We start from the raw sequence: 21,242 nt of genomic DNA, 5'->3' as shown, positions 1-21,242 counted from the left end.
TCGCCCTTTATCAGGCCTCGCGCCCTACCTTCGATCAATGGCGAATCTGATCATGGATACCCTTGCCCAACTGCGCGCCGGCCTGCTGGCTGGCGCCACTCGCCTGGACCTGGCTGCCGGCCTGACGGAGTTCCCACGGGAAATCCTCGACCTGGCGGATTCGCTGGAGGTCCTCAACCTCGGTGGCAATGCCTTGCGCAGCCTGCCGGACGACTTTCATCGACTGACCCGTTTGCGCGTGCTGTTCTGCGACCGTAACCAGTTCAGCGAGCTGCCCGCCTGCCTTGGCCAGTGTCCCGCACTGACCATGATCGGTTTCAAGGCCAACCGCATCGAAACAGTACCGGCCGCCGCGCTCCCGCCGTTGTTGCGCTGGTTGATCCTGACCGACAACCGCATCACCGAATTGCCGACCGAGCTGGGTGAACGCCCGCATCTGCAAAAACTGATGCTGGCCGGTAACCGTCTGCGGCGCTTGCCCGAGAGCCTGAGCAATTGCCATCGACTCGAACTGACCCGCATCGCCGCCAACCAGTTGACCGAGTTGCCCTCCTGGTTGCTGACCCTGCCGAGCCTGACCTGGCTGGCCTATGCCGGCAATCCGCTGGAAACCGAAGCCGATGCCGCCGCGCTCGATGCCACGCCGACGATTCCCTGGTCTCAGCTGAGCCTTGAGCAGAAGCTGGGCGAAGGCGCTTCCGGCGTCATTCATCAGGCGTTGTGGAAGCAGGCAACGCCGGTCGCGGTCAAACTCTACAAGGGCGAAATGACCAGCGATGGCTCGCCGCTGCATGAAATGAACGCCTGCATCACCGCCGGCCTTCACCCCAACCTGATCCGGGTCGAAGGACGGATTGTCGAGCATCCGCAAGCCCAGGCCGGGTTGGTCATGGAGTTGATCGACCCGAGCTATCGCAACCTCGCCGGGTTGCCGAGCCTGGAGTCCTGCAGCCGCGATGTCTACACCAGCGATACCCGGTTCAGCGCCGACGTGGCCTTGCGAATCGCCTCTGGCATCGCGTCGGTGGCCGAGCATTTGCACCGCCAGGGCATCACCCACGGCGACCTCTATGGCCACAATATTCTATGGAACGAGCACGGCGATTGCCTGTTGGGGGACTTTGGCGCAGCGTCTTTCCACGCGACCGAGGACAGCCTTGAAACCCGTGCATTGCAGCGGATCGAAGTGCGTGCGTTTGGCGTTCTGTTGGGAGAGTTGCTGGAGCGGATCGACTCGGGGTTGAGTGATGAGGGGCGTGTGAAGCTGGAGGATTTGCGGCAGCGTTGCTGTCAGCCGAATGTGCTGGCGCGGCCGGGGTTCAGCGAGATTGTGCGGGAGTTGAATGATCGGTGACCGCTGCGCGGTCAATCGCTAGCAGGCTAGCTCCCACAATTGACCGGTGTTCACAATCCAGTGTGGGAGCTAGCCTGCTAGCGAAGGCGGTATCACTGAAGCAACAAATTACCCAGCCAGTCCGACAAACATGTCCTGCACATCATCGTGGTTGTCGAGGCCTTCCAGGAACGCTTCGACTTCAGCCATCTGCTCGTCGCTCAGGCCGCTGACCGGGTTTTTCGGCTTGTAGCCCAGCTTCGCCGACAACACGGTGAAACCCTGCTCAGGCAAGGCTTTCTGCACCGAATCCAGATCGCTCGCTTCGGTGATGAACAGGGTAGCGCCGTCATCGGCAGGTTCGAAATCCTGTGCGCCGGCTTCGATAGCGGCCATTTCCGGATCGGCATCCGGGCTGTCCGGGGACGCCTCGATCATGCCCACATGGTCAAAGTCCCAGGCGACGGAACCGGAGGCGCCGAGCTGGCCCTTGCGGAACGCGACGCGGATTTCAGCGACGGTGCGGTTGATGTTGTCGGTCACGCACTCAACGATCAGCGGCACCTGGTGCGGCGCGAACCCTTCGTAGGTCACGCGATGGTATTGCACGGTTTCGCCGAGCTGGCCGGAGCCCTTCTTGATCGCACGTTCCAGGGTTTCGCGGGGCATCGACGCCTTTTTCGCCTGTTCAACCACCAGACGCAGGTGTGCGTTGGTGGCGGTATCGGCACCGTTACGCGCAGCAATGGTGATTTCTTTCACCAGTTTGCCGAAGATCTTGCCCTTGGCGTTAGCTGCCGCTTCTTTGTGTTTAACCTTCCACTGTGCGCCCATTACTCACTCTCTTATCTGTGGCGCCGAGACATCTATTGGCCGACGCTTTGCGCAAGTTTATACGGCCTAAAGTTGGCAATCGACCAAAAAATCCATCCTGTCGAATCGACTTCTTCACCGCTGGTTGTAGGGCGATTCTGAAACATCGATTTGCGGTGACCAGAAAGGGCCACGGTTTCGTACCCTCTGTGCCCGTACTCCCTGGCAGAAGCGCGATCGATGCAAAACGACAAGGAAAGTCCCTTCACCCTGACACTGCTGGACGCCGATTTGAGTTGGCAGGTGGTTCAGTTCAGTGGCCATGAAGCGCTCAACCAGCCCTATCGATTCGATATCGAAGTGATCGGCCTGTCACCGGCGATGAGCCCGGATCGCCTGTTGCAACAACCGGTGTTCCTCAGCCTGACGCAAGGCCTTGGTATTCATGGCGTCGTCCACAGCGCCAGCCACGAACATCGCGGCCCGCACTGGATCGGGTACCGACTGGTGGTGGTGCCCTGGCTGCAAAACCTCGACCGGCAGCGTTGCCGCCGGGTGTTTCATCAACTCAATGTGCCAGCGATCCTGCGCCAGTTACTCGCAGAAAACTCAGTGCCCGAAGACAGCTATCGTTTTGAGCTGCCGAACGGGCGCTATCCCGTCAGGCCGTTTTGCATTCAGTTTGACGAGAGCGACCTGACGTTCCTGCAACGTCTGTGCGAAGAAGAAGGCATCCACTATCACTTCGAGCATCAATGCGATGGCCATGTGCTGGTGCTCGCGGATGACTGCCTGAGTTTCCCCCAGGAACCGCTGCTGACGCCGTTTCATGGCGACACACCCGAGCACACGAACGGGCCGGTAATCAACGAACTGTTCCAGCGGCACACCTCGCCTCCACTCTCCGTGCGCCCCGCCCCGCCACCGCTCGATCGCGAACGGCTCAGCCGCCGAATACTCGAGCGCTTGCGCTGTCTGCATCGGCAGATACAGGGTCAAAGCAATCACAGCGAATTGCGCAGCGGACGCATCGTGCAAGTGGCGGAACATCCGTTGCCGAACTTCAACGATCAATGGCTGCTGACCGAGCTCCGTCATCAGGGACAGCAACCGTCGATACTCGCCCCGGCCACCACCGACATGAGCCGACGTTACAGCAATCAGTTCACCGCCATTCCATGGTCAACGGTGTTCCGCCCCGCACTGACACACGCCAGGCCCGGCATTCCGGGCTTCCAGACCGCGCGGGTGCTCGGCCCGGTCGGCCAGCCTGCGGTGCTGGATGAACAAGGTCGGATACAGGTCAGGTTGTGGCCCACCCCGGAGTCCGATGACGATGAATCCCCTGGCCTTTGGCTGCCCCTGGCTCTCGCAACAGCGGACGGTCGGATCGATCCGTCGAAGCTGCCGGTCGCCGGCACCGAGGCGCTCGTCAGTTTTCTCGACAGCGATCCGGACCGCCCGGTGTTGTGCGCGACGGCAAGCCATCCGCCAGCGCCTCGAACCACCCGACAACCACGCGGCGATGACCGGCTGCTGCTCGATTGGCTGATCAACCGTCAGGCCTGATCAGCCCTTGTCCGCCTTGCCCGCTGCCGCCGCGAATTTTGCCAGGCGCACGTCCAGATGCCGTGGCCGACGCCCGTGATCTTCGGCGCGCTCCTTGCGGCGGATGGCGTTGCGCACCATCAGCGAACCGAGGTAGCGAATCGGCTCCGGCGGAAAGAAGCCCAAGGGACCGTTGACCAGCGGTGAACGGGTCCAGGCATTGTCGAGCCCCTGAACCATCGAAGCGAGAATCTGCCCGCCCATGTGACAGGGCCCGACCCCGCTGCCGGAATAACCGAAACCGTAGAACACATTCCCGTGGGCACTCATCTGGCCGAAGAACGGTAAACCGGTGACCGAGCGATCCGACGGGCCGTTCCACGTCGCTTCGACCCTGACCTCGGCAAACGCCGGAAAAAACTCGCTGAGGCTGTGCTGCAACAGGCCTGCATAGGGCGACGGCTGATCGAACACCGGCAACATCCGCCCACCGTAGGCGAACGTGTTGCCGCCCTTGCCGAGCATGATCCGGCCGTCCGGGGTGTTGTGGTAGTAGTGCACGAAAATCCGTGAATCGAGCACCGTGACACCGCTGGTCAAACCGATCTGGTTAAGCAGGTCCGGCCGTGGTTCGGTGATCAGCATGTCGCTGGAGACAATCGCCACACTGCGCTCAAACTGCGGGAACGCGCGGGCCATCCACGCGTTCATCGCCAATACGACCCGGTCCGCGCGGACAGTGCCGTGCGGGGTCTGAATCCCTGCCGGTTTGCCCTCCTCCAGTCCGGTCATCGCGGTGTTCTCATGAATCCTCACGCCCAACTGCAACGCCACACGGCGCAAACCGCGCACCAGTTTGCCCGGTTGCACGCTGGCGGCGGCCGGTGAGAACCAGCCTTCCAGGTGTTTTCGGGAACCGGCCATGCGCTGCACATCCGCCACCGGCCGTTGCGTGAACGAGTTGATGCCTTGACGTTCGAGCGCTGCGATCACCGCGTCGGTCGAGCCGCATTGGGCACGATTGGTCGCGGTGTAGAGCGTGCCGTCGAGGCGGTAATCGGCGTCCACGCCGTACTGTTCGCAGAAGGTGCCGATCGCATGAATGCTGCGCTCGGACTCCTTGACCAGCCGCACCGCCTCTTCGACGCCGAACAACCTTTCCAGGGTGAAGTACTTGGCCGACCACGACAGCGCACAACCGCCGTTGCGGCCGCTGGCGCCGGCACCGCAGATGTCGGCTTCGATCAGCAATACATCCAGTTCCGGGTTCTGCTCCTTGAGCATGATCGCGGTCCACAAACCGGTGTAGCCACCGCCGACGATGCAGACATCGGCGCGGGTGTCGCCGGGCAAAGGTTCGCACGGCGCGCACGACTCAGCCGCCAGCGCCTGTTCCAGCCAGAAAGGTCTCATCGGTATTTCCTCAGGTACGCAGGGGTTTGACGCTCATCGGCCGGTTTGGCACGAATGCAGTTTCGCCGCGCAGGCCAGCCGGGCGACTGTTCCAGTAGGGGATCAGCACCAGCGCTGAAAACAAGGCGCAGCCGGCGAAGATAATGAACACGGTGACCGAGTCGAAGTAGCCCGGCAGCAAACCGCCGAGAATCGCCCCGACCGAGCCGCAACCGTTGACGAAGCCTGCCGACGTGGCGCCGGCTTTGGCGGTGCCGAAATCGATGGCCGCCGCGCCGCTGATCATCGAGTCCGGTCCGTACAGGGTCAGGCCCATCACGAACAGCAGCGCCACCACCAGCATCACACTGCCGGTGTGCAAGGCGCCCATGAACAACGCCAGCGAAATGGTCAACCCAAGCAAACTGATCACGCAGGCCGGCATGCGTCGGGCGCCGAACAGTTTGTCCGAGGCCAGCCCGAGCAGGATCGGCCCGAGTAACCCGGCCAGTTCGAACGCCGTCGGGATGATCGCCGCACCGACCTTGCCCACGGTCGGCATCTGCTCGAATACGATCACCGGGCCCCACAGCAGAATCGCGTAGCGCGCCGGTTTCAGCAGGAAGTACGCGAGCCCGAGAACCAGCACCGTGCGGTTGCGCAGGATTTCCTTCAGCGGTTCCAGCACGCTGATCTTGCTTTGCGCATGCGCCTCTTCGGCGGTCATCTCAGGTTCCGGTTCGATCGCTGGCAAGCCAACGTCTTGCGGTTTGTTGCGTTGCAAAATAAAAAACAGCACGGCGACCAGCCCAACCACCGCCGCACTGGAAAAGAACGCCGCATGCCAGCTACCGATGAGCGTGTACGCCCACCAACCGGCAAACGGCGACGCCACGAGCCCGCCAAAGGCATAGCAGGAACTCCATAAACCCAGCACTCGCCCGCGCTGTTCGGCGGGAAAGAAACTGCCGATGTTCTTGCACAGCCCCGACCATCCGGTGGACTGGGCCAGCCCTTGAATCAGCATGCAGGTGGCGAAAATCGGTAACGTTGCGAAGCTGCCCATCACCAGCGCAGCCGCAGCGGAAATCAGCAACCCGCCGAGCACCACGACCCGTGGGCCAAAGCGGTCGGCGAGGATACCCCAGGTGAATTGGCCGATGGCGTAGGCCGCGAGGTAGATGGCGTCGAGGTTGGCCATGGCCATTTTGTCGAGCATGAACGTGGGGTCTTCGGCGATCCCCAGTTTGGCCACGGAAAAGGCTTTGCGGGTGAAGTAGAAAGCGGCGTAGGCGAGCCAGGTGATCGCGAAGATCTGCACGCGCCAACGCTTGATGGTGCCGATGTGCTTGTTCATTGTGGTTCTGACCTCAGGGTGTGAGTGTGCCGGCAGAATTGGAAGAAAACGCCTGTGTTTTTATTGTTGAGCACTGCGATATCGCTGCGTCCCTTTGGCGATACCGGTCAGATGAGTCCTGCAATTGCACGCGCAGGCTCATGGTCACGGCGGCTGTTCGACTGACCAGTCACCGCGACTGAGGCCGATAAAAACAATTACTGATTAATAAGTGAAATCGATTTATCGTATTTCCAATATAAGCTCAGCTTGTTACTGGAGATTTCGATGTCGGTTTCCCACGCCCAGCTCAAAGCCTTCCATGCCGTGGCTGTTCACGGAAGCTTCACCAAAGCCGCCGAGCGGCTTTTTCTCACGCAACCGGCGATTTCCGACCAGGTGCGCAAACTCGAAGAGCGCTTCGGGGTGTTGCTGTTCCACCGCAACAAACGTTCGGTGCGCCTGACCGATCTGGGTGAACGCTTGTTGAGCATTACCCAGCGATTGTTCGTCATCGAAGCCGAGGCGCAGGAGTTGCTTCACGACTCCCAGGCGTTGCAGACCGGCAGCCTGATTCTGGCGGTGGACGCGCCGGTGCACGTGCTGCCGCAGATCGCGCGGTTCTGCGAGCGCTACCCCGGCATCAGCGTGAAGATCGAAACCGGTAATACCGATGAATCGCTGTTTCGGCTGTTCAACTATCAGGCTGACCTGGCGTTGCTCGGGCGCGATGTCAGCGATGAACGATTGATCTCGCTGCCGCTGCGCAATGACCCGATGGTGGCGTTTGTTTCGCGCAATCATCCGTGGGCCGACCGAGAGTCGATCTGCCTGGCGGACCTCGACGATACGCCGCTGGTGCTGCGGGAAATCGGCTCGGTGACGCGCCAGACACTGGAGGAGGAAATGGCCGGCGCCGGGTTTCGGATTCGCCCGGCGATTCAGGTCGAAGGCCGGGAAGCGGCGCGGGAGGCGGTGGTCGTGGGGATTGGGGTGGGCGTGGTCTCGGCGGCGGAGTTTGGTGCGGATTCGCGGGTGTGTGCGTTGCCGATCACCGACTGCAAGCGGCGGCTGACGGAAACGCTGGTGTGTTTGCGCGAGCAGAGTTCACGGCGGGTGGTGGCGACGTTTCTGGAGATGGTGCGCGAGAGTCTGGTGTAGGCAGGTCCGGCCCCTTCGCGGGCAAGCCTCGCTCCTACACGACCTTGTAGGAGCGAGGCTCGCCCGCGAAGGCCGCACCTCGGTCTATCGGCCAGGCGCCAACCCGAAAAACGCCTGAATCAAGCGCAAATCCCGCCGCCGCTCCATGCACCCGATCATGTGCCGGTTCACCAACCCCTCGCCAATAATCGGCACCGCCGCCACCCGTGGGTCATGGCTGACCTCCACCGACGACACCACGCCCACCCCCAACTGCGCCGCGACGGCCTCGGTCACCGCCTCGCGACTGTCCAGTTCCAGCAACACCCGAGGGCTCACCTTCGCCTGGGCGCAAGCGTCATCGAACGTGCGCCGGGTAATCGAACTCGGTTCGCGCAACACCATGATGACCTGATCCAGCTCCTTCAGCGGCACCCCTTTCGAACGCTGCGCCCAAGCATGCCCCTCAGGCACCAGCGCACAAATCCGCGACTCGCTCAGCGCCTGCAAATGCAAACCCTTGCGCGGCTCAACCTCGGTCAGCACCGCCACATCGGCATGTTCCGACAACAGCGCCCCCAGGGTTTCCTGCGCATTGCCCAGGCGCAGGTTCACGGTGATCCCCGGATACCGCGCGCGCAGGCTCGCGAGCATCGGCATGACCATGTGCGGCCCGTCCGCCGCCACTTCCAGACGCCCGGTGAGCAATTGCCGATTGGCCTCCAGCATCACTTGCGCTTCTTCGGCCAGACCAAACATCGCCCGGGTGATCGCGGCAAGTTTGGTGCCCTCCTCCGTTAGCTCGACCCGCCGCGCGGTGCGCCGCAGCAAGGTGATCTGGTAGTGCTCCTCCAACGCCTTGATGTGCCCGGTGACCGCCGGTTGACTGATGAACAGCCGTGCGGCGGCCCGGGTAAAGCTGCCCTCGCGGGCCACCGCATCGAAGGCGCGGAGCTGGAACAGGTTCATGAATAACCCTCACTGATGGCTGGCATAACAACAAACAATTTGATTGATAGCACGGCAAATTGCAATTTAAGCCCCGTAGCTTCATCCCATCGATTGCGAGGACACGAGAATGAGTACTGCCGAACCCATCCTGCTCACCCCCGGCCCGTTGACGACGTCGGCCCGCACCCGTCAGGCGATGATGGTCGACTGGGGTTCATGGGATGACCGCTTCAATCAACTGACCGCCAGCCTCTGCGAGCAACTGCTGGCGATCATCAACGGCGGCGACAGTCACCACTGCGTGCCCCTGCAAGGCAGCGGCACCTTCGCCGTCGAAGCGGCAATCGGCACGCTGGTGCCTCGCGACGGCAAAGTCCTGGTGCTGATCAACGGTGCCTACGGCAAACGCCTGGCGAAAATCTGCGAAGTGCTCGGCCGCTCCTTCAGCACCTTTGAAACCGCCGAAGACGAACCGACCACCGCCGCCGACGTTGACCGTCTGCTGCGGGCCGACGCCAGCATCACCCACGTCGCGCTGATCCACTGCGAAACCAGCACCGGCATCCTCAACCCGCTGCCGGAAATCGCCCAGGTCATTGCGCAACACGGCAAACGCCTGATCATCGACGCCATGAGCTCCTTCGGCGCGTTGCCGGTGGATGCGCAGCAGGTGCCGTTCGACGCGCTGATCGCCGCCTCGGGCAAATGCCTGGAAGGCGTGCCGGGGATGGGGTTTGTCTTCGCTCGCAAAGACGCGCTGGCAAATGCCGCCGGCAACTCGCATTCGCTGGCGATGGACCTGTTCGACCAGCACACCTACATGGCCAAGACCGGCCAATGGCGCTTCACCCCGCCAACCCACGTGGTCGCGGCGCTGCACGAAGCCCTGCTGCAATACAACGAAGAAGGCGGTTTGCCGGCGCGGCATGCGCGGTATGCCGCCAACTGCCAGGCACTGATGGAAGAAATGGCAAAGTTGGGATTGCGCAGCTTCCTGCCGGCCGCAATCCAGGCACCGATCATTGCCACCTTCCATGCCCCGAAAGATCCGCGCTACCAGTTCAAGGAGTTCTACGAACGGGTCAAGGCCAAGGGTTACATCCTCTACCCCGGCAAACTGACCCAGGTCGAAACGTTCCGCGTCGGCTGCATCGGCCACGTCACCCCGGCGCAAATGCGCGAAGCGGTGGCGGCGATTGCCAAAGTACTGCGCGAGATGGAAGTGCTCGACATCTGAACCACAGACACCGCCGTCCCTGTAGGAGCGAGGCTTGCCCGCGAACACAGGCGACGCGGTACCGCCGACAAACCTCGTCATCGTTTTTCGCGGGCAAGCCTCGCTCCTACAAGGGACACGTCAATGAACTACGCAAACCCAACCAAACTGCAAGCCGCCATCCTCGACTGGGCCGGCACCGTGGTCGACTTCGGCTCCTTCGCCCCAACGCAGATTTTTGTCGAGGCCTTCGCCGAATTCGACGTCCAGGTGTCCATCGAAGAAGCCCGTGGCCCGATGGGCATGGGCAAGTGGGATCACATCCGCACCTTGTGCGATCAGCCGGCCGTCGCCGAACGTTATCGCAAGGCCTTCGGCCGCACGCCGACCGACGATGACGTCACCGCCATCTACAAACGCTTCATGCCGCTGCAAATCGAAAAAATCGCCGAGCACTCGGCGCTGATCCCCGGTGCGCTGGAGACCATCGCCAACCTGCGTGCGCAAGGGATCAAGATCGGTTCCTGCTCCGGCTACCCGAAACAGGTCATGGACAAAGTGGTCGAACTCGCCGCCACCAACGGCTACGTCGCCGATCACGTGGTCGCCACCGACGAAGTGCCCAACGGCCGCCCATGGCCGGCTCAGGCACTGGCCAACGTGATCGCCCTGGGCATCGACGATGTCGCGGCGTGCGTGAAGATCGACGACACCGTGCCAGGCATTCTTGAAGGTCGTCGCGCCGGCATGTGGACCGTGGCGCTTATCTGCTCGGGCAACGCGCTGGGCCTGGACTACGAAGGTTATCGCGCCCTCGGCAGTGACGAGCTGGACAGCGAACGCAAGCGCATCCACGCACTGTTCGAAGGCTCGCGCCCGCACTACATGATCGACACCATCACCGATTTGCCGGCCGTGATCGCCGACATCAACCAGCGCCTGGCCAACGGCGAGATGCCGCAAACCAACTGATCCCCCGCATTCCCCCGTAGGAGCGAGGCTTGCCCGCGAAGGCGTCCTATCAGCCGACATCCATGTTGAATGTTCAGACGCCTTCGCGGGCAAGCCTCGCTCCTACAAGGGGAATTGTGTTTTTTTGCTCAATCACCTGATTTAGAGCATTGAACCGCCAATGGCTTGAGGCAAACCTTGCGAAACAGGCTTACAGTTAATGCACACCGTCGACCAAGAACGGTGGCCTGACCCGACCTGTGAGGAACGCCGTATGCCCTGGAAGAACTCCGACTCACGCTACAGCACCGTGTCGATCACGCTGCATTGGTTGATGCTGGTGTTGCTCGCGGTGGTTTACGCCAGCATCGAATTTCGCGGAATCTTTCCAAAAGGCAGTGGTGGCCGAACGCTGATCGTTGAAGCGCATTTCATGCTCGGTCTGACGGTGTTTGTGCTGGTGTGGTTGCGGCTGTTCGCACGCAGCCTCGGCCCGGCACCGCAGATCTTCCCCGCTTCGCCGCACTGGCAGACCGTGCTGGCCAGATTGATGCACTGGGCGCTGTACCTGTTCATGATCGCCATGCCGATTCTGGGTTGGCTGGTCACCAGCGCCAAGGGGAATCAGGTGATGTTCTATGGCATTGATCTGCCGCTGCTGGTGTCAGAGGACAAGGAGTTGGCCAAACGGATTCAGGAATGGCATGAACTGGGCGGCACCATCGGTTACTGGCTGATCGGGCTGCACGCCGTGGCGGGGATTTATCACCACTATGTGGTGGGCGACAACACCCTGCTGCGGATGATGCCCAAGCGCGTAAATCGTGATACCTGAAAACAACGCCCTCCCCTGTAGGAGCCGGCTTGCTGGCGATTCAGGCACCGCGGTCCGTCAGTTGGACCGCGCCATCGCTCATCGCCAGCAAGCCGGCTCCTACAGGGGTACGAGGCGCGACGAAAATCCGCGAAGCCCTTGCAAGCCGCCGGTATGGACGAAGATCAGGCGCGTACCTTTTTCGAATCGCCCGGCTTCGACTTGCTGCTTGAGCGCCAGCAACGCTTTGCCGGTGTACAGCGGTTCAAGGGGAATGCCGCTCGCCCGTTCGGTTTGCGCGATGAATTCGAGTAACAGCGGATCGACTTTGGCGAAGCCACCACGGCTGGCGTCGAACAGTTCGTAGACCGGATGAAGCAAGCCGGCCTCCTGCACGATCGATTCGACTTGCTGCGCCACACCATGATCGTCGGGCACAGCCAGCGCGCCATAAACCGGATGATCTCCCGCTTCAGCCAGCGCCAGGCCGGCCAGCGTGGTGCCCGTTCCGCAGGCCAGCCACCAGCCGTCGTAGTCGCTCCAGCCCAGACCGTTCAGCTGCGCGCCGACCATCGACTTCAGTTGCATGCAGCCCTGCGCCCCCGGCAAACCGCCGCCACCTTCCGGCACCGGAAACAGATCAGGGTATTGCGCCTGCCAGGGTTCCCAGAAACCCGCATCGTGCCGCGCGCGATAGCCGCCATAACCGAGCCAGTGCAACTGCATGCCGAAGGTTTGCAAGTCTTTCACTGTGGGCGTTTCCTGCGGATGGCCGCGCAATAAACCAACGGTCGTGAAACCGAAGCGCTTGCCGGCGGCAGCCAGTGCGTGAAGATGATTGGAGTGAGCACCGCCGAGGCTGATGATGCCTTTGGCAGCGGCAAGATCGGCGGCTTTCAGGTGTTCGATGAGCTTGAACCACTTGTTGCCGCTGATCAGCGGGTCGATCTGGTCCAGGCGCAGGATGGCGACTTCGATGCCTGATCGGGTTAGCCAATCAAGATGGAGGAGGTCGAGGGGGGCTCGGGGAAGCCAGTCATTGGGGGGGAGAAACATCGATGCCGGCTCTGGGTAAAGAGCCGGCATATTAGCAGCCGTGAAGACGCCTTCGCGGGCAAGCCTCGCTCCTACAGGTTTTGTGTCGTTTATCAATTTTGTGAACGACACAACACCTGTAGGAGCGAGCGGGCGGCGATCCGACTTGCCCGCGAAGGCCATTGGCACGCTGGACCTGATGTTAAAGCTCAGCAGCCAACCGCGAACCCTGATTGATAGCCCGCTTCGCATCCAGCTCCGCCGCCACATCCGCGCCGCCAATCAGATGCACGTTCTGCCCTGCCGCGACCAATCCGTCCTGCAATTCGCGCAACGGATCCTGCCCGGCGCAGATCACGATGTTGTCCACCGGCAGCACTTGCGGCTCGCCGGTTTCGCCGATGCGGATGTGCAAACCTTCGTCGTCGATCTTCAGGTATTCGACGCTGTTGAGCATCTGCACCTGCTTGTTCTTCAGACCGGTGCGGTGAATCCAGCCGGTGGTCTTGCCCAGGCCGTCGCCGACCTTGGATTTCTTGCGTTGCAGCAGGAACACTTCACGCGCCGGTGCATGCGGCTCAGCCTTGATGCCGGCGACACCGCCACGCGCCTGAAGATGTGTGTCGATGCCCCACTCTTTCCAGAACGCTTCACGGTCCAGGCTGGTGGCAACGCCCTGATGCACCAGGAACTCGGACACGTCGAAACCAATCCCGCCCGCGCCAATCACGGCGACCCGTTTACCCACCGGCTTACGCTCAAGAATCACGTCCAGGTAGCTCAACACCTTGGCGTTCTCGACGCCCGGAATCGCCGGCACACGCGGCGCGATGCCGGTGGCGAGGATGATCTCGTCGTAACCGCCTTCAACCAGTTTCGCCACATCGACCCGAGTGTTCAGGCAGACCTCGACGTTGGTGGTTTGCAACTTGCGGTTGAAGTAGCGCAGGGTTTCAAAGAACTCTTCTTTGCCCGGCACGCGTTTGGCGATGTTGAACTGACCGCCGATTTCGCTGGCCGAATCGAACAGCGTTACCTGATGGCCGCGCTCGGCAGCCACGGTTGCGGCCGACAGACCCGCAGGGCCGGCACCGACCACGGCGATTTTCTTGATCTGCTGCACGGGCAGGTAGTTGAGTTCGGTTTCATGGCAAGCCCGCGGGTTCACCAGGCAAGTGGTCAACTTGCCGCCAAACGTGTGATCGAGGCACGCCTGGTTGCATCCGATGCAGGTGTTGATTTCATCGGCACGGCCCGCGGCGGCCTTGTTGACGAAGTCGGCGTCGGCGAGGAACGGCCGCGCCATGGAGACCATGTCGGCATCGCCTTCGGCGAGAATCTGCTCGGCGATTTCCGGGGTGTTGATGCGGTTGGTGGTGATCAGCGGAATGCTCACCGAGCCGCGCAGCTTGGCGGTGACTTTGCTGAACGCCGCGCGCGGCACCTTGGTGGCGATGGTCGGAATCCGCGCTTCGTGCCAGCCGATGCCGGTGTTGATGATGGTTGCACCGGCCTGTTCGATGGCCTTGGCCAGGGTCACGATTTCTTCCCAGCTGCTGCCGCCTTCCACCAGGTCGAGCATCGACAGGCGGAAGATAATGATGAAGTTCGGGCCTACGGCTTCGCGTACACGGCGGACGATTTCCACCGGCAGGCGCATGCGGTTTTCGTAGCTGCCGCCCCAGCGGTCGGTGCGGTGGTTGGTGTGAGCCGCGAGGAACTGGTTAATGAAATAACCCTCGGAGCCCATGATCTCGACGCCGTCGTACTCGGCTGTTTGCGCCAGGGTCGAGCAGGTGACGAAATCGCTGATCTGCTTCTCGATGCCTTCCTCGTCCAGCTCTTTGGGCTTGAACGGGTTGATCGGCGCCTGAATGGCGCTCGGCGCAACCTGCTTCGGGCTGTAGGCATAACGGCCGGCATGCAGAATCTGCATGCAGATCTTGCCGCCCGCCTCGTGCACCGCACGGGTCACGATCTGATGCTTGAGCGCTTCATCGAGGGTGGTCAGTTTGGCCGCGCCGGAATACACACCGCCTTCGTCGTTCGGGCCGATACCGCCAGTGACCATCAAGCCGACACCGCCACGGGCGCGCTCGGCGAAAAAAGCAGCCATGCGTTCGAAGCCGCCGGGCTTTTCCTCAAGACCGGTGTGCATCGAACCCATCAGGGTGCGGTTGCGCAACGTGGTAAAACCCAGGTCCAACGGAGCCAACAGGTGCGGGTAATGAGCGGCGGTCATCGGTAACTCCACAACGAGCGTTCACGGAAAAAGTGTGGGCGCTCTTTGGCGCCCCTCTGTCATGTGTAACAGACTATGAGCACTCCCTCGGCCGCTCAATGACCGAAACTGACAACTTAATGATCCAAATGCGCAACGGCTCGGGCGTCGGACGTTTGCGCCATCTCCTCTGCAATTAACCCCAGGGGGTCAGGGTGCGGCTGTCGAAAGGCAGCGCAAGTGCACTGAACCCAATGAAAATTCGTATACCATATCTCCAACTCAATCCGAACGACTGCCGCCGTGACCCTACCCAAATTCAACGCTCCAGACTTGGGCAATGCGCCTTCGACATCTGAAATCATCACCCGCCATCTGCGTGACGCCATCGTCGCCGGGCATTTCGCCGAGGACGAGCCGATTCGCCAGGACGACATCGCCCGGCAGTTCAACGTCAGCAAGATCCCGGTGCGTGAGGCCCTCAAGCGCCTGGAAGCCGAAGGCCTGGTGATGTTCCAGCGCAATCGCGGGGCGATGGTCACACGGGTGTCCGATGCCGAGCTGGCGCAGATGTTCGAAGTGCGCATGTTGCTCGAAGACAAGGTGCTTCGCCTGGCCATTCCCAACATGACCGAAGACACCTTCGCCCGCGCAGAACGCATCTGCCAGGAGTTCGTCGGCGAAGATGATGTGGGACGTTGGGCCGAGCTCAATTGGGAACTGCACGCCTGCCTCTATGAACCGGCACAACGTCCGTTTCTGGTGAGCCTGATCCGTTCGGTGAACGACAAACTGGAACGTTACCTGCGCATGCAAATGAGCCTTTCCGCAGGCAAGGAACGCGCCGATCACGAACACCGCGAGATCCTCGAAGCCTGCCGCGCCGGTGACGTCGACCGGGCGGTGAAGCTGCTGGACGAACACATCGCCGGGGTCTGCAAAACCCTGTTCGAGCACCTGCCCCACCACCACTGACAGACCGCGACACTGTGCCGATTTCGTCATCGGCACCGGGTAAAACCATCAAGCCTGCAAGCCCCCGCACGGGCCACTCTTGCGTTCACTCATCTGAACGGACGTGGCCCACTCATGAAACGTATCACCGTGATTGACTCCCACACCGGCGGCGAACCCACCCGCCTGGTGACCTCCGGTTTTCCCGAGCTGGGCACCGGCAGCATGGCCGAACGTCTTCAACGGCTGGCTGAACACCATGACCAATGGCGCACCGCCTGCGTGCTCGAACCGCGAGGCAGTGATGTGCTGGTCGGCGCACTGCTGTGCGAACCGGTTGCCCCTGCGGCGTGTGCCGGGGTGATCTTCTTCAATAACTCGGGTTACCTCGGCATGTGCGGCCACGGCACCATCGGCCTGGTGGCGTCGCTTGCTCACCTTGGCAAGATCGGTCCGGGCGTGCACAGCATCGAAACGCCGGTCGGCACAGTGCAGGCAACCTTGCACGACGACCACTCCGTCAGCGTGCGCAACGTGCCGGCCTACCGTTATCGCAAAGCCGTGGCGTTGCAGGTGCCGGGAATTGGCGAAGTGGTCGGTGATATTGCCTGGGGTGGCAACTGGTTTTTCCTGATCGCCGAGCATGGTCTGCGCGTCGCCAGCGACAACCTTGATGCATTGACCGCCTACACCTTCGCCGTGCAGCAAGCACTGGACGTTCAGGGAATACGTGGCGAAGACGGCGGGTTGATCGACCACGTCGAACTGTTCGCCGAGGATGAGCAGGCCGACAGCCGCAACTTTGTGCTCTGCCCCGGCAAGGCCTACGACCGCTCGCCTTGCGGTACCGGCACCAGTGCAAAACTGGCGTGCCTGGCGGCCGATGACAAATTGCAGCCGGGCCAGATCTGGCGCCAGGCCAGCGTGATCGGCAGCGAGTTCGAAGGCTCCTACGAACAGCACGGCGAGCGCATCGTACCGACAATTCGTGGCCGCGCCTTCATCAGCGCCGAGGCCAACCTGATCATCGAACAGGACGATCCGTTCGCCTGGGGCATTCGCCCATGAACCAAGGCCTGGTGGCCGATGTCATCGTGATCGGTGCCGGCATTATCGGTGCCGCGTGCGCCCAGGCGCTGGCCCGGCGCGGCTTGCGCGTGCTGGTGCTGGACGCTGGCTTGCACAGCGCGACGGCCGCCGGTATGGGCCACTTGCTGGTGCTCGACGACAACCCGGCCGAGCTGGCCCTGAGCCAATACTCGCTGCAACGCTGGCGCGAACTGGCGCCGGACTTGCCGGAAGGCTGCGCTTACCGCAGCAACGGGACGTTGTGGCTGGCAGCCAATGCCGAAGAAATGGCCGTGGCCCACAGCAAATATCTAAACCTTCAGACCCAGGGCGTTGCCTGCGAGTTGATCGCTCGTAACGCCTTGCGCGCCCGTGAGCCTGAACTGCGCGAAGACCTCGAAGGCGGTTTGTTGATCAACGGCGACGGCATTCTCTACGCTCCGGCGACCGCCAACTGGATGCTCGACACCGCCGACATCGAGCAACGCAGGGCGCGGGTCAGCGAGGTCGATGGCAATCGCGTGCGACTCGATGACGGCCAGTGGTTGAGCGCTGAGGCAGTCATTTTGGCCAACGGCATCCAGGCCAACGACCTGTGCCCCGAGTTGCCGATCGAGCCGAAAAAAGGCCACTTGCTGATCACCGACCGCTATCCCGGCAAGGTCACCCACACGCTGGTGGAACTGGGTTATGTCACCAGCGCCCACAACGCCACAGGGCCCTCGACCGCCTGCAACATTCAGCCCCGGCCAACCGGACAACTGTTCATCGGCGCCTCGCGACAATTCGGCACCACCGACCCGCAAGTCGAAGGCTGGATGCTCGCGAAAATGCTCAAGCGCGCCACCGAGTACATGCCGGGCTTGGCTCAGCTCAACGGCATCCGCGCCTGGACCGGTTTTCGCGCCGCCAGCCCCGACGGGTTGCCACTGATTGGTGAACACCCATCACGCAAAGGTTTGTGGCTGGCAGTCGGTCACGAGGGACTGGGGGTCACCACGGCCCCCGGCACCGCCGATATTCTGGTCGCGCAACTGTTCAATGAGACGCCGCCATTGGCGGCGCAAGCCTATTTGCCGCAACGCTTTCTCGGGGAGGCCGTGTATGCCTGATTTGGTCCTGGACGGCCGCACCCTGCGGGTCGCCGAAGGTACAACAGTGGCCGCGGCATTGGCCTTGGCCGACGACGGGTGTACTCGCACCTCGGTCAGCGGTCAGCGGCGCGCACCGCTGTGCGGCATGGGCATCTGCCAGGAATGCCGGGTGACCATCGACGGACGCCGCCGACTGGCCTGCCAGACGCTGTGTCATGACGGCATGCAGGTGCGGACCCGACCATGAACGAATACGCCGACTTGCTGATCATCGGTGCCGGCCCCGCCGGCATGAGCGCCGCCCTCGCCGCCGCGCGCAGTGGCGCACGCATTATCGTGCTCGACGACAACCCGTTGCCGGGAGGCCAGATCTGGCGCGACGGGCCTCAGGCCAGCTTGCCGAATCAAGCACGGCAGATGCGCGAACACCTGCACGCCAACAGCAACATCCGCCACCACAGCGGCACCCGCGTGATCGCCTGTTCCGGCCCCAAACAATTGTTGGTGGAAGACGCCGATCACGGATGGCTGATCGGCTACGACAAACTGATTCTGTGCACCGGCGCCCGTGAGTTGCTGCTGCCCTTCCCCGGCTGGACATTGCCGGGTGTGACGGGGGCCGGAGGACTGCAGACGTTGATCAAGGGCGGCCTGCCGGTGCAGAACGAACGCGTGGTGATCGCCGGCAGCGGGCCGTTGTTACTGGCCAGTGCGGCCACCGCGAAACACAACGGTGCCCATGTGCTGCGCATTGCCGAGCAAGCCTCCTCGGTTGCGGTCGCCGGGTTCGCCCTGCAACTGCCCCGCTGGCCGGGCAAGCTTGTGCAATCCTTCAGCCTGTTTGATCGTCATTACCGCACCGGCTCCCACGTCGTGGCAGCCTTGGGTAATGAACGGCTGGAAGGTGTGCGTCTGCGGCAACAGGGCAAAATCGTCGAACTGGCCTGTGATCGCCTGGCCTGTGGTTTCGGCCTGATTCCCAATACTCAACTCGGTCAGGCGCTGGGTTGCGCACTCGACGGCACGGCGCTCGCGGTCGATGCCTGGCAAGCCACGAGCCTTGCCGATCACTACGCCGCTGGCGAATGCACCGGTTTCGGCGGCAGTGAACTGGCGTTGGTCGAAGGTGCCATTGCCGGGCATGCCGCCGTCGGTAACACCTCAGCGGCACGCCAATTGTGGCCGCGTCGGACGCGTTGGCAGGGTTTCGCCAAGGCATTGAACAGCGCGTTCAGCCTCAACCCGCACCTCAAGTCACTGGCGCAGGCCGACACGCTGGTCTGTCGTTGCGAAGACATACCCTACGCGGCACTGGCCGGGCACGTTGACTGGCGCGCGGCAAAACTGGCCAGTCGTTGTGGCATGGGCGCCTGTCAGGGACGAGTGTGTGGCGGCGCCTTGCAGTACCTGTTCGACTGGCAACCCTCGGCCCCGCGACCGCCGTTCAGCCCGGCGCGTATCGAAACCCTGATGTGCCTGGACGACACCCCACCCGCTTAAACGCTCGCTCTGGGGTTTCGGGGGCACTGCCGAGTCTTTATGATCCCGGTAGTTGCCACCAGGCCCCCAGCGCTATGTTCCCCTTACTCAATCAGTTCAAACCCTGCGATCTGCCGACGCTGCTGAGCAGTCTGCAGCCCATCGCGACGCTGCTCGACACCCTGGCGGACGTGGTGTTCTTCATCAAGGACAGCGAGGCGCGCTATGTCTTCGTCAACCAGACCCTGGCTCGACGGTGTGGTTTCAAGCACAGCGGGCAACTGCTCGGGCTGACGGCGGACCAGGTCTTCCCGGCACGATTTGGCCCGCTGTATACCGAGCAGGATCGGCGCGTGCTGGCCACGGGGCGAGAACTGGCGGATCAACTGGAACTGCACCTGTATTTCGGCAACCAGCCAGTCTGGTGCCTGACCCACAAACTTGCCCTGCATGACGAACAAGGTCGGATCGTCGGCCTCGCCGGCATTTCCCGCGACCTGCAACTGCCCCAGTCCAACCATCCCGCGTTCCAGAAACTGGCAGCGGTGGACGCACACATCCGCCGTCATTTCGCTCGACCGATCAGCCTGGCCGAACTGACGGCCATCGCCGGTTTCTCTGTGGCGCAACTGGAACGCCATTGCAAACGGGTGTTCCAGCTCACGCCACGGCAGATGATCCACAAGTCCCGTCTGGAAGAAGGCTCGCGCCTGTTGCTCGACACCGACCTGCCGATCACCGAAATCGCTCTGCGTTGCGGCTACACCGACCACAGCGCGTTTAGCCGCCAATTCCGCGCCCTCACCAGTCTTTCGCCCAGCCAGTACCGCGATAGCCGTCGTTAAAATGTTCCTTTAAGGGGCGCTGCGCACCCTGCGTGCTCCCTTCCGTAACACCTCCTTGACCGACACCGCCGTAGCGTTGCCCCGCTCGCTTGCGCTGAGCCGCCCTGCTTCAAGGGTTGGCAAAAATTCGGCGGCAAAAGCAAAAACGGCACGGCCATTGCTATTGTTAATATCGTATACGAAATCCCCAATACGATATTCAACAGCACTTCCACAGAACGAGGCCTCTATGAAAAACCCCGCATTTGCCGTAGCCCTCAGCGCTGTTCTCAGTACCTCCTTCATTGCCACCGCGCAGGCTGACAAGCTCGACGACATTATCGGTTCCGGCAAGCTGCGCTGCGCCGTGACCCTGGACTTCCCGCCCATGGGTTTCCGCGATGCCAGCAACGCTCCTGCCGGTTTCGACGTGGACTATTGCAACGACCTGGCGAAGATCCTCGGGGTCGAGGCCGAAGTGGTGGAAACGCCGTTCCCGGACCGCATTCCAGCACTGATCTCCGGACGGGCTGACGTGATTGTCGCCTCGACCTCCGACACCCTCGAACGGGCCAAGACCGTTGGCCTTACCGTGCCGTACTTCGCCTTCCAGATGGTCGTGCTGACCCGCGACAACACCGGCATCAATAGCTTCAACGACATCAAGGGCAAAGCGCTGGGCAACACCAGCGGCACTTTTGAGGCCATCGCGCTGGAGGGCGATGTGAAGAAATGGGGCAGCGGCACCTTCCGCGCCTATCAGTCACAAAACGACACGCTGCTGGCGGTGGCCCAAGGTCACATCGACGCCACGGTGGTGACCAACACTGTGGCCGCCGCGACCATCAAGTCGGGCAAATACAAAAACCTGAAAATCGCCGGCAACGCGCCTTACACCATCGACTACGTGTCCCTGGGTGCCAAGCGCAATGAGTACGGCCTGCTCAACTACCTCAACCTGTTCGTCAACCAGCAGGTGCGCAGCGGTCGCTACAACGAGTTGTTCACCAAATGGGTCGGCACTGAAATCCCGCCGACTGACCTGACCGTGCCAAAGGTCTACTACTAAGGTG

Annotated in this window: 19 protein-coding genes; 13 read left to right on the top strand and 6 right to left on the bottom strand. The window is 62.1% G+C overall.

Annotation, left to right across the window (positions count from 1 at the left end; genetic code table 11):
• The first annotated feature begins 52 nt into the window (after nucleotides 1-52).
• Nucleotides 53-1,354 carry a protein kinase gene (locus ACYZUC_RS30115; protein WP_461992313.1) on the top strand — a complete coding sequence of 434 codons (1,302 nt, stop codon included), beginning with the start codon at nucleotides 53-55 and terminating at the stop codon, nucleotides 1,352-1,354.
• 108 nt (nucleotides 1,355-1,462) lie between these two features.
• On the opposite strand, the gene ACYZUC_RS30110 is transcribed toward ACYZUC_RS30115, so the two are convergent.
• Nucleotides 1,463-2,167 (bottom strand): YebC/PmpR family DNA-binding transcriptional regulator, encoded by a 705-nt coding sequence (locus ACYZUC_RS30110; RefSeq protein WP_461992311.1) that lies wholly within the window; start codon nucleotides 2,165-2,167, stop codon nucleotides 1,463-1,465.
• Between the two features lie 219 nt (nucleotides 2,168-2,386).
• Here ACYZUC_RS30110 and ACYZUC_RS30105 point away from each other — a divergent pair, with 219 nt between their 5' ends.
• Complete coding sequence (locus tag ACYZUC_RS30105) at nucleotides 2,387-3,715, top strand: type VI secretion system Vgr family protein (RefSeq protein WP_461992309.1); 1,329 nt, start codon at nucleotides 2,387-2,389, stop codon at nucleotides 3,713-3,715.
• On the opposite strand, the gene ACYZUC_RS30100 is transcribed toward ACYZUC_RS30105, so the two are convergent.
• Together ACYZUC_RS30100 and ACYZUC_RS30095 are read right to left on the bottom strand one after the other, a co-directional pair.
• Entirely contained in the window at nucleotides 3,716-5,113 is a 1,398-nt protein-coding gene (locus tag ACYZUC_RS30100) for an FAD-dependent oxidoreductase (RefSeq protein ID WP_461996786.1), read from the bottom strand.
• A gap of 4 nt (nucleotides 5,114-5,117) precedes the next feature.
• On the bottom strand, nucleotides 5,118-6,443 hold the full coding sequence (locus ACYZUC_RS30095) for an MFS transporter (RefSeq protein WP_461992307.1): 1,326 nt from the start codon (nucleotides 6,441-6,443) through the stop codon (nucleotides 5,118-5,120).
• Nucleotides 6,444-6,710: 267 nt separating this feature from the next.
• On the opposite strand from ACYZUC_RS30095, the gene ACYZUC_RS30090 reads away from it, so the two are divergent.
• Entirely contained in the window at nucleotides 6,711-7,583 is an 873-nt protein-coding gene (locus ACYZUC_RS30090) for a LysR family transcriptional regulator (protein ID WP_008040483.1), read from the top strand.
• An 84-nt stretch (nucleotides 7,584-7,667) separates the two neighbouring features.
• Here ACYZUC_RS30090 and ACYZUC_RS30085 read toward each other — a convergent pair whose 3' ends face one another.
• The gene (locus tag ACYZUC_RS30085) at nucleotides 7,668-8,531 is read right to left on the bottom strand and encodes a LysR substrate-binding domain-containing protein (protein ID WP_461992305.1); all 864 of its coding nucleotides are present in this window, start codon (nucleotides 8,529-8,531) and stop codon (nucleotides 7,668-7,670) included.
• Between the two features lie 109 nt (nucleotides 8,532-8,640).
• Between ACYZUC_RS30085 and ACYZUC_RS30080 the strand changes: the two genes are divergently transcribed.
• From ACYZUC_RS30080 to ACYZUC_RS30070, 3 genes are all read left to right on the top strand, one after another.
• A complete protein-coding gene (locus ACYZUC_RS30080) occupies nucleotides 8,641-9,750 on the top strand; it encodes a 2-aminoethylphosphonate--pyruvate transaminase (RefSeq protein ID WP_461992303.1) in 1,110 nt (369 codons plus the stop codon).
• Nucleotides 9,751-9,873: 123 nt separating this feature from the next.
• Nucleotides 9,874-10,701 carry a phosphonoacetaldehyde hydrolase gene (gene phnX, locus ACYZUC_RS30075; RefSeq protein WP_461992301.1) on the top strand — a complete coding sequence of 276 codons (828 nt, stop codon included), beginning with the start codon at nucleotides 9,874-9,876 and terminating at the stop codon, nucleotides 10,699-10,701.
• A 253-nt stretch (nucleotides 10,702-10,954) separates the two neighbouring features.
• On the top strand, nucleotides 10,955-11,515 hold the full coding sequence (locus ACYZUC_RS30070) for a cytochrome b (protein ID WP_461992299.1): 561 nt from the start codon (nucleotides 10,955-10,957) through the stop codon (nucleotides 11,513-11,515).
• A gap of 99 nt (nucleotides 11,516-11,614) precedes the next feature.
• Here ACYZUC_RS30070 and ACYZUC_RS30065 read toward each other — a convergent pair whose 3' ends face one another.
• Nucleotides 11,615-12,550: a 1-aminocyclopropane-1-carboxylate deaminase/D-cysteine desulfhydrase gene (locus ACYZUC_RS30065; protein WP_461996785.1), complete on the bottom strand. Its 936-nt coding sequence runs from the start codon at nucleotides 12,548-12,550 to the stop codon at nucleotides 11,615-11,617.
• Between the two features lie 181 nt (nucleotides 12,551-12,731).
• A complete protein-coding gene (locus tag ACYZUC_RS30060; RefSeq protein ID WP_461992297.1) occupies nucleotides 12,732-14,771 on the bottom strand; it encodes an oxidoreductase in 2,040 nt (679 codons plus the stop codon).
• Nucleotides 14,772-15,053: 282 nt separating this feature from the next.
• Here ACYZUC_RS30060 and ACYZUC_RS30055 point away from each other — a divergent pair, with 282 nt between their 5' ends.
• From ACYZUC_RS30055 to ACYZUC_RS30025, 7 genes are all read left to right on the top strand, one after another.
• Nucleotides 15,054-15,725 (top strand): GntR family transcriptional regulator, encoded by a 672-nt coding sequence (locus ACYZUC_RS30055; RefSeq protein ID WP_008029632.1) that lies wholly within the window; start codon nucleotides 15,054-15,056, stop codon nucleotides 15,723-15,725.
• Between the two features lie 114 nt (nucleotides 15,726-15,839).
• Nucleotides 15,840-16,772 carry a 4-hydroxyproline epimerase gene (locus ACYZUC_RS30050; protein ID WP_461992295.1) on the top strand — a complete coding sequence of 311 codons (933 nt, stop codon included), beginning with the start codon at nucleotides 15,840-15,842 and terminating at the stop codon, nucleotides 16,770-16,772.
• Nucleotides 16,769-17,884: an NAD(P)/FAD-dependent oxidoreductase gene (locus tag ACYZUC_RS30045; RefSeq protein WP_461992293.1), complete on the top strand. Its 1,116-nt coding sequence runs from the start codon at nucleotides 16,769-16,771 to the stop codon at nucleotides 17,882-17,884. Before ACYZUC_RS30050 ends, ACYZUC_RS30045 begins: the two co-directional genes overlap by 4 nt.
• On the top strand, nucleotides 17,877-18,113 hold the full coding sequence (locus tag ACYZUC_RS30040) for a 2Fe-2S iron-sulfur cluster-binding protein (RefSeq protein ID WP_008042619.1): 237 nt from the start codon (nucleotides 17,877-17,879) through the stop codon (nucleotides 18,111-18,113). Before ACYZUC_RS30045 ends, ACYZUC_RS30040 begins: the two co-directional genes overlap by 8 nt.
• Nucleotides 18,110-19,366, top strand: coding sequence for an FAD-dependent oxidoreductase (locus ACYZUC_RS30035; RefSeq protein ID WP_461992291.1), 1,257 nt, complete (start codon nucleotides 18,110-18,112; stop codon nucleotides 19,364-19,366). Before ACYZUC_RS30040 ends, ACYZUC_RS30035 begins: the two co-directional genes overlap by 4 nt.
• A 74-nt stretch (nucleotides 19,367-19,440) precedes the next feature.
• Nucleotides 19,441-20,190 (top strand): helix-turn-helix domain-containing protein, encoded by a 750-nt coding sequence (locus ACYZUC_RS30030; RefSeq protein WP_461992289.1) that lies wholly within the window; start codon nucleotides 19,441-19,443, stop codon nucleotides 20,188-20,190.
• A gap of 229 nt (nucleotides 20,191-20,419) precedes the next feature.
• On the top strand, nucleotides 20,420-21,238 hold the full coding sequence (locus ACYZUC_RS30025; RefSeq protein ID WP_008024648.1) for an ABC transporter substrate-binding protein: 819 nt from the start codon (nucleotides 20,420-20,422) through the stop codon (nucleotides 21,236-21,238).
• Nucleotides 21,239-21,242 lie beyond the last annotated feature (4 nt).

The organism is Pseudomonas sp. GT1P32, assembly GCF_054897805.1.
The sequence above is the reverse complement of the archived record's forward strand: the minus strand, read 5'-3'. Positions and strand labels throughout refer to the sequence as shown.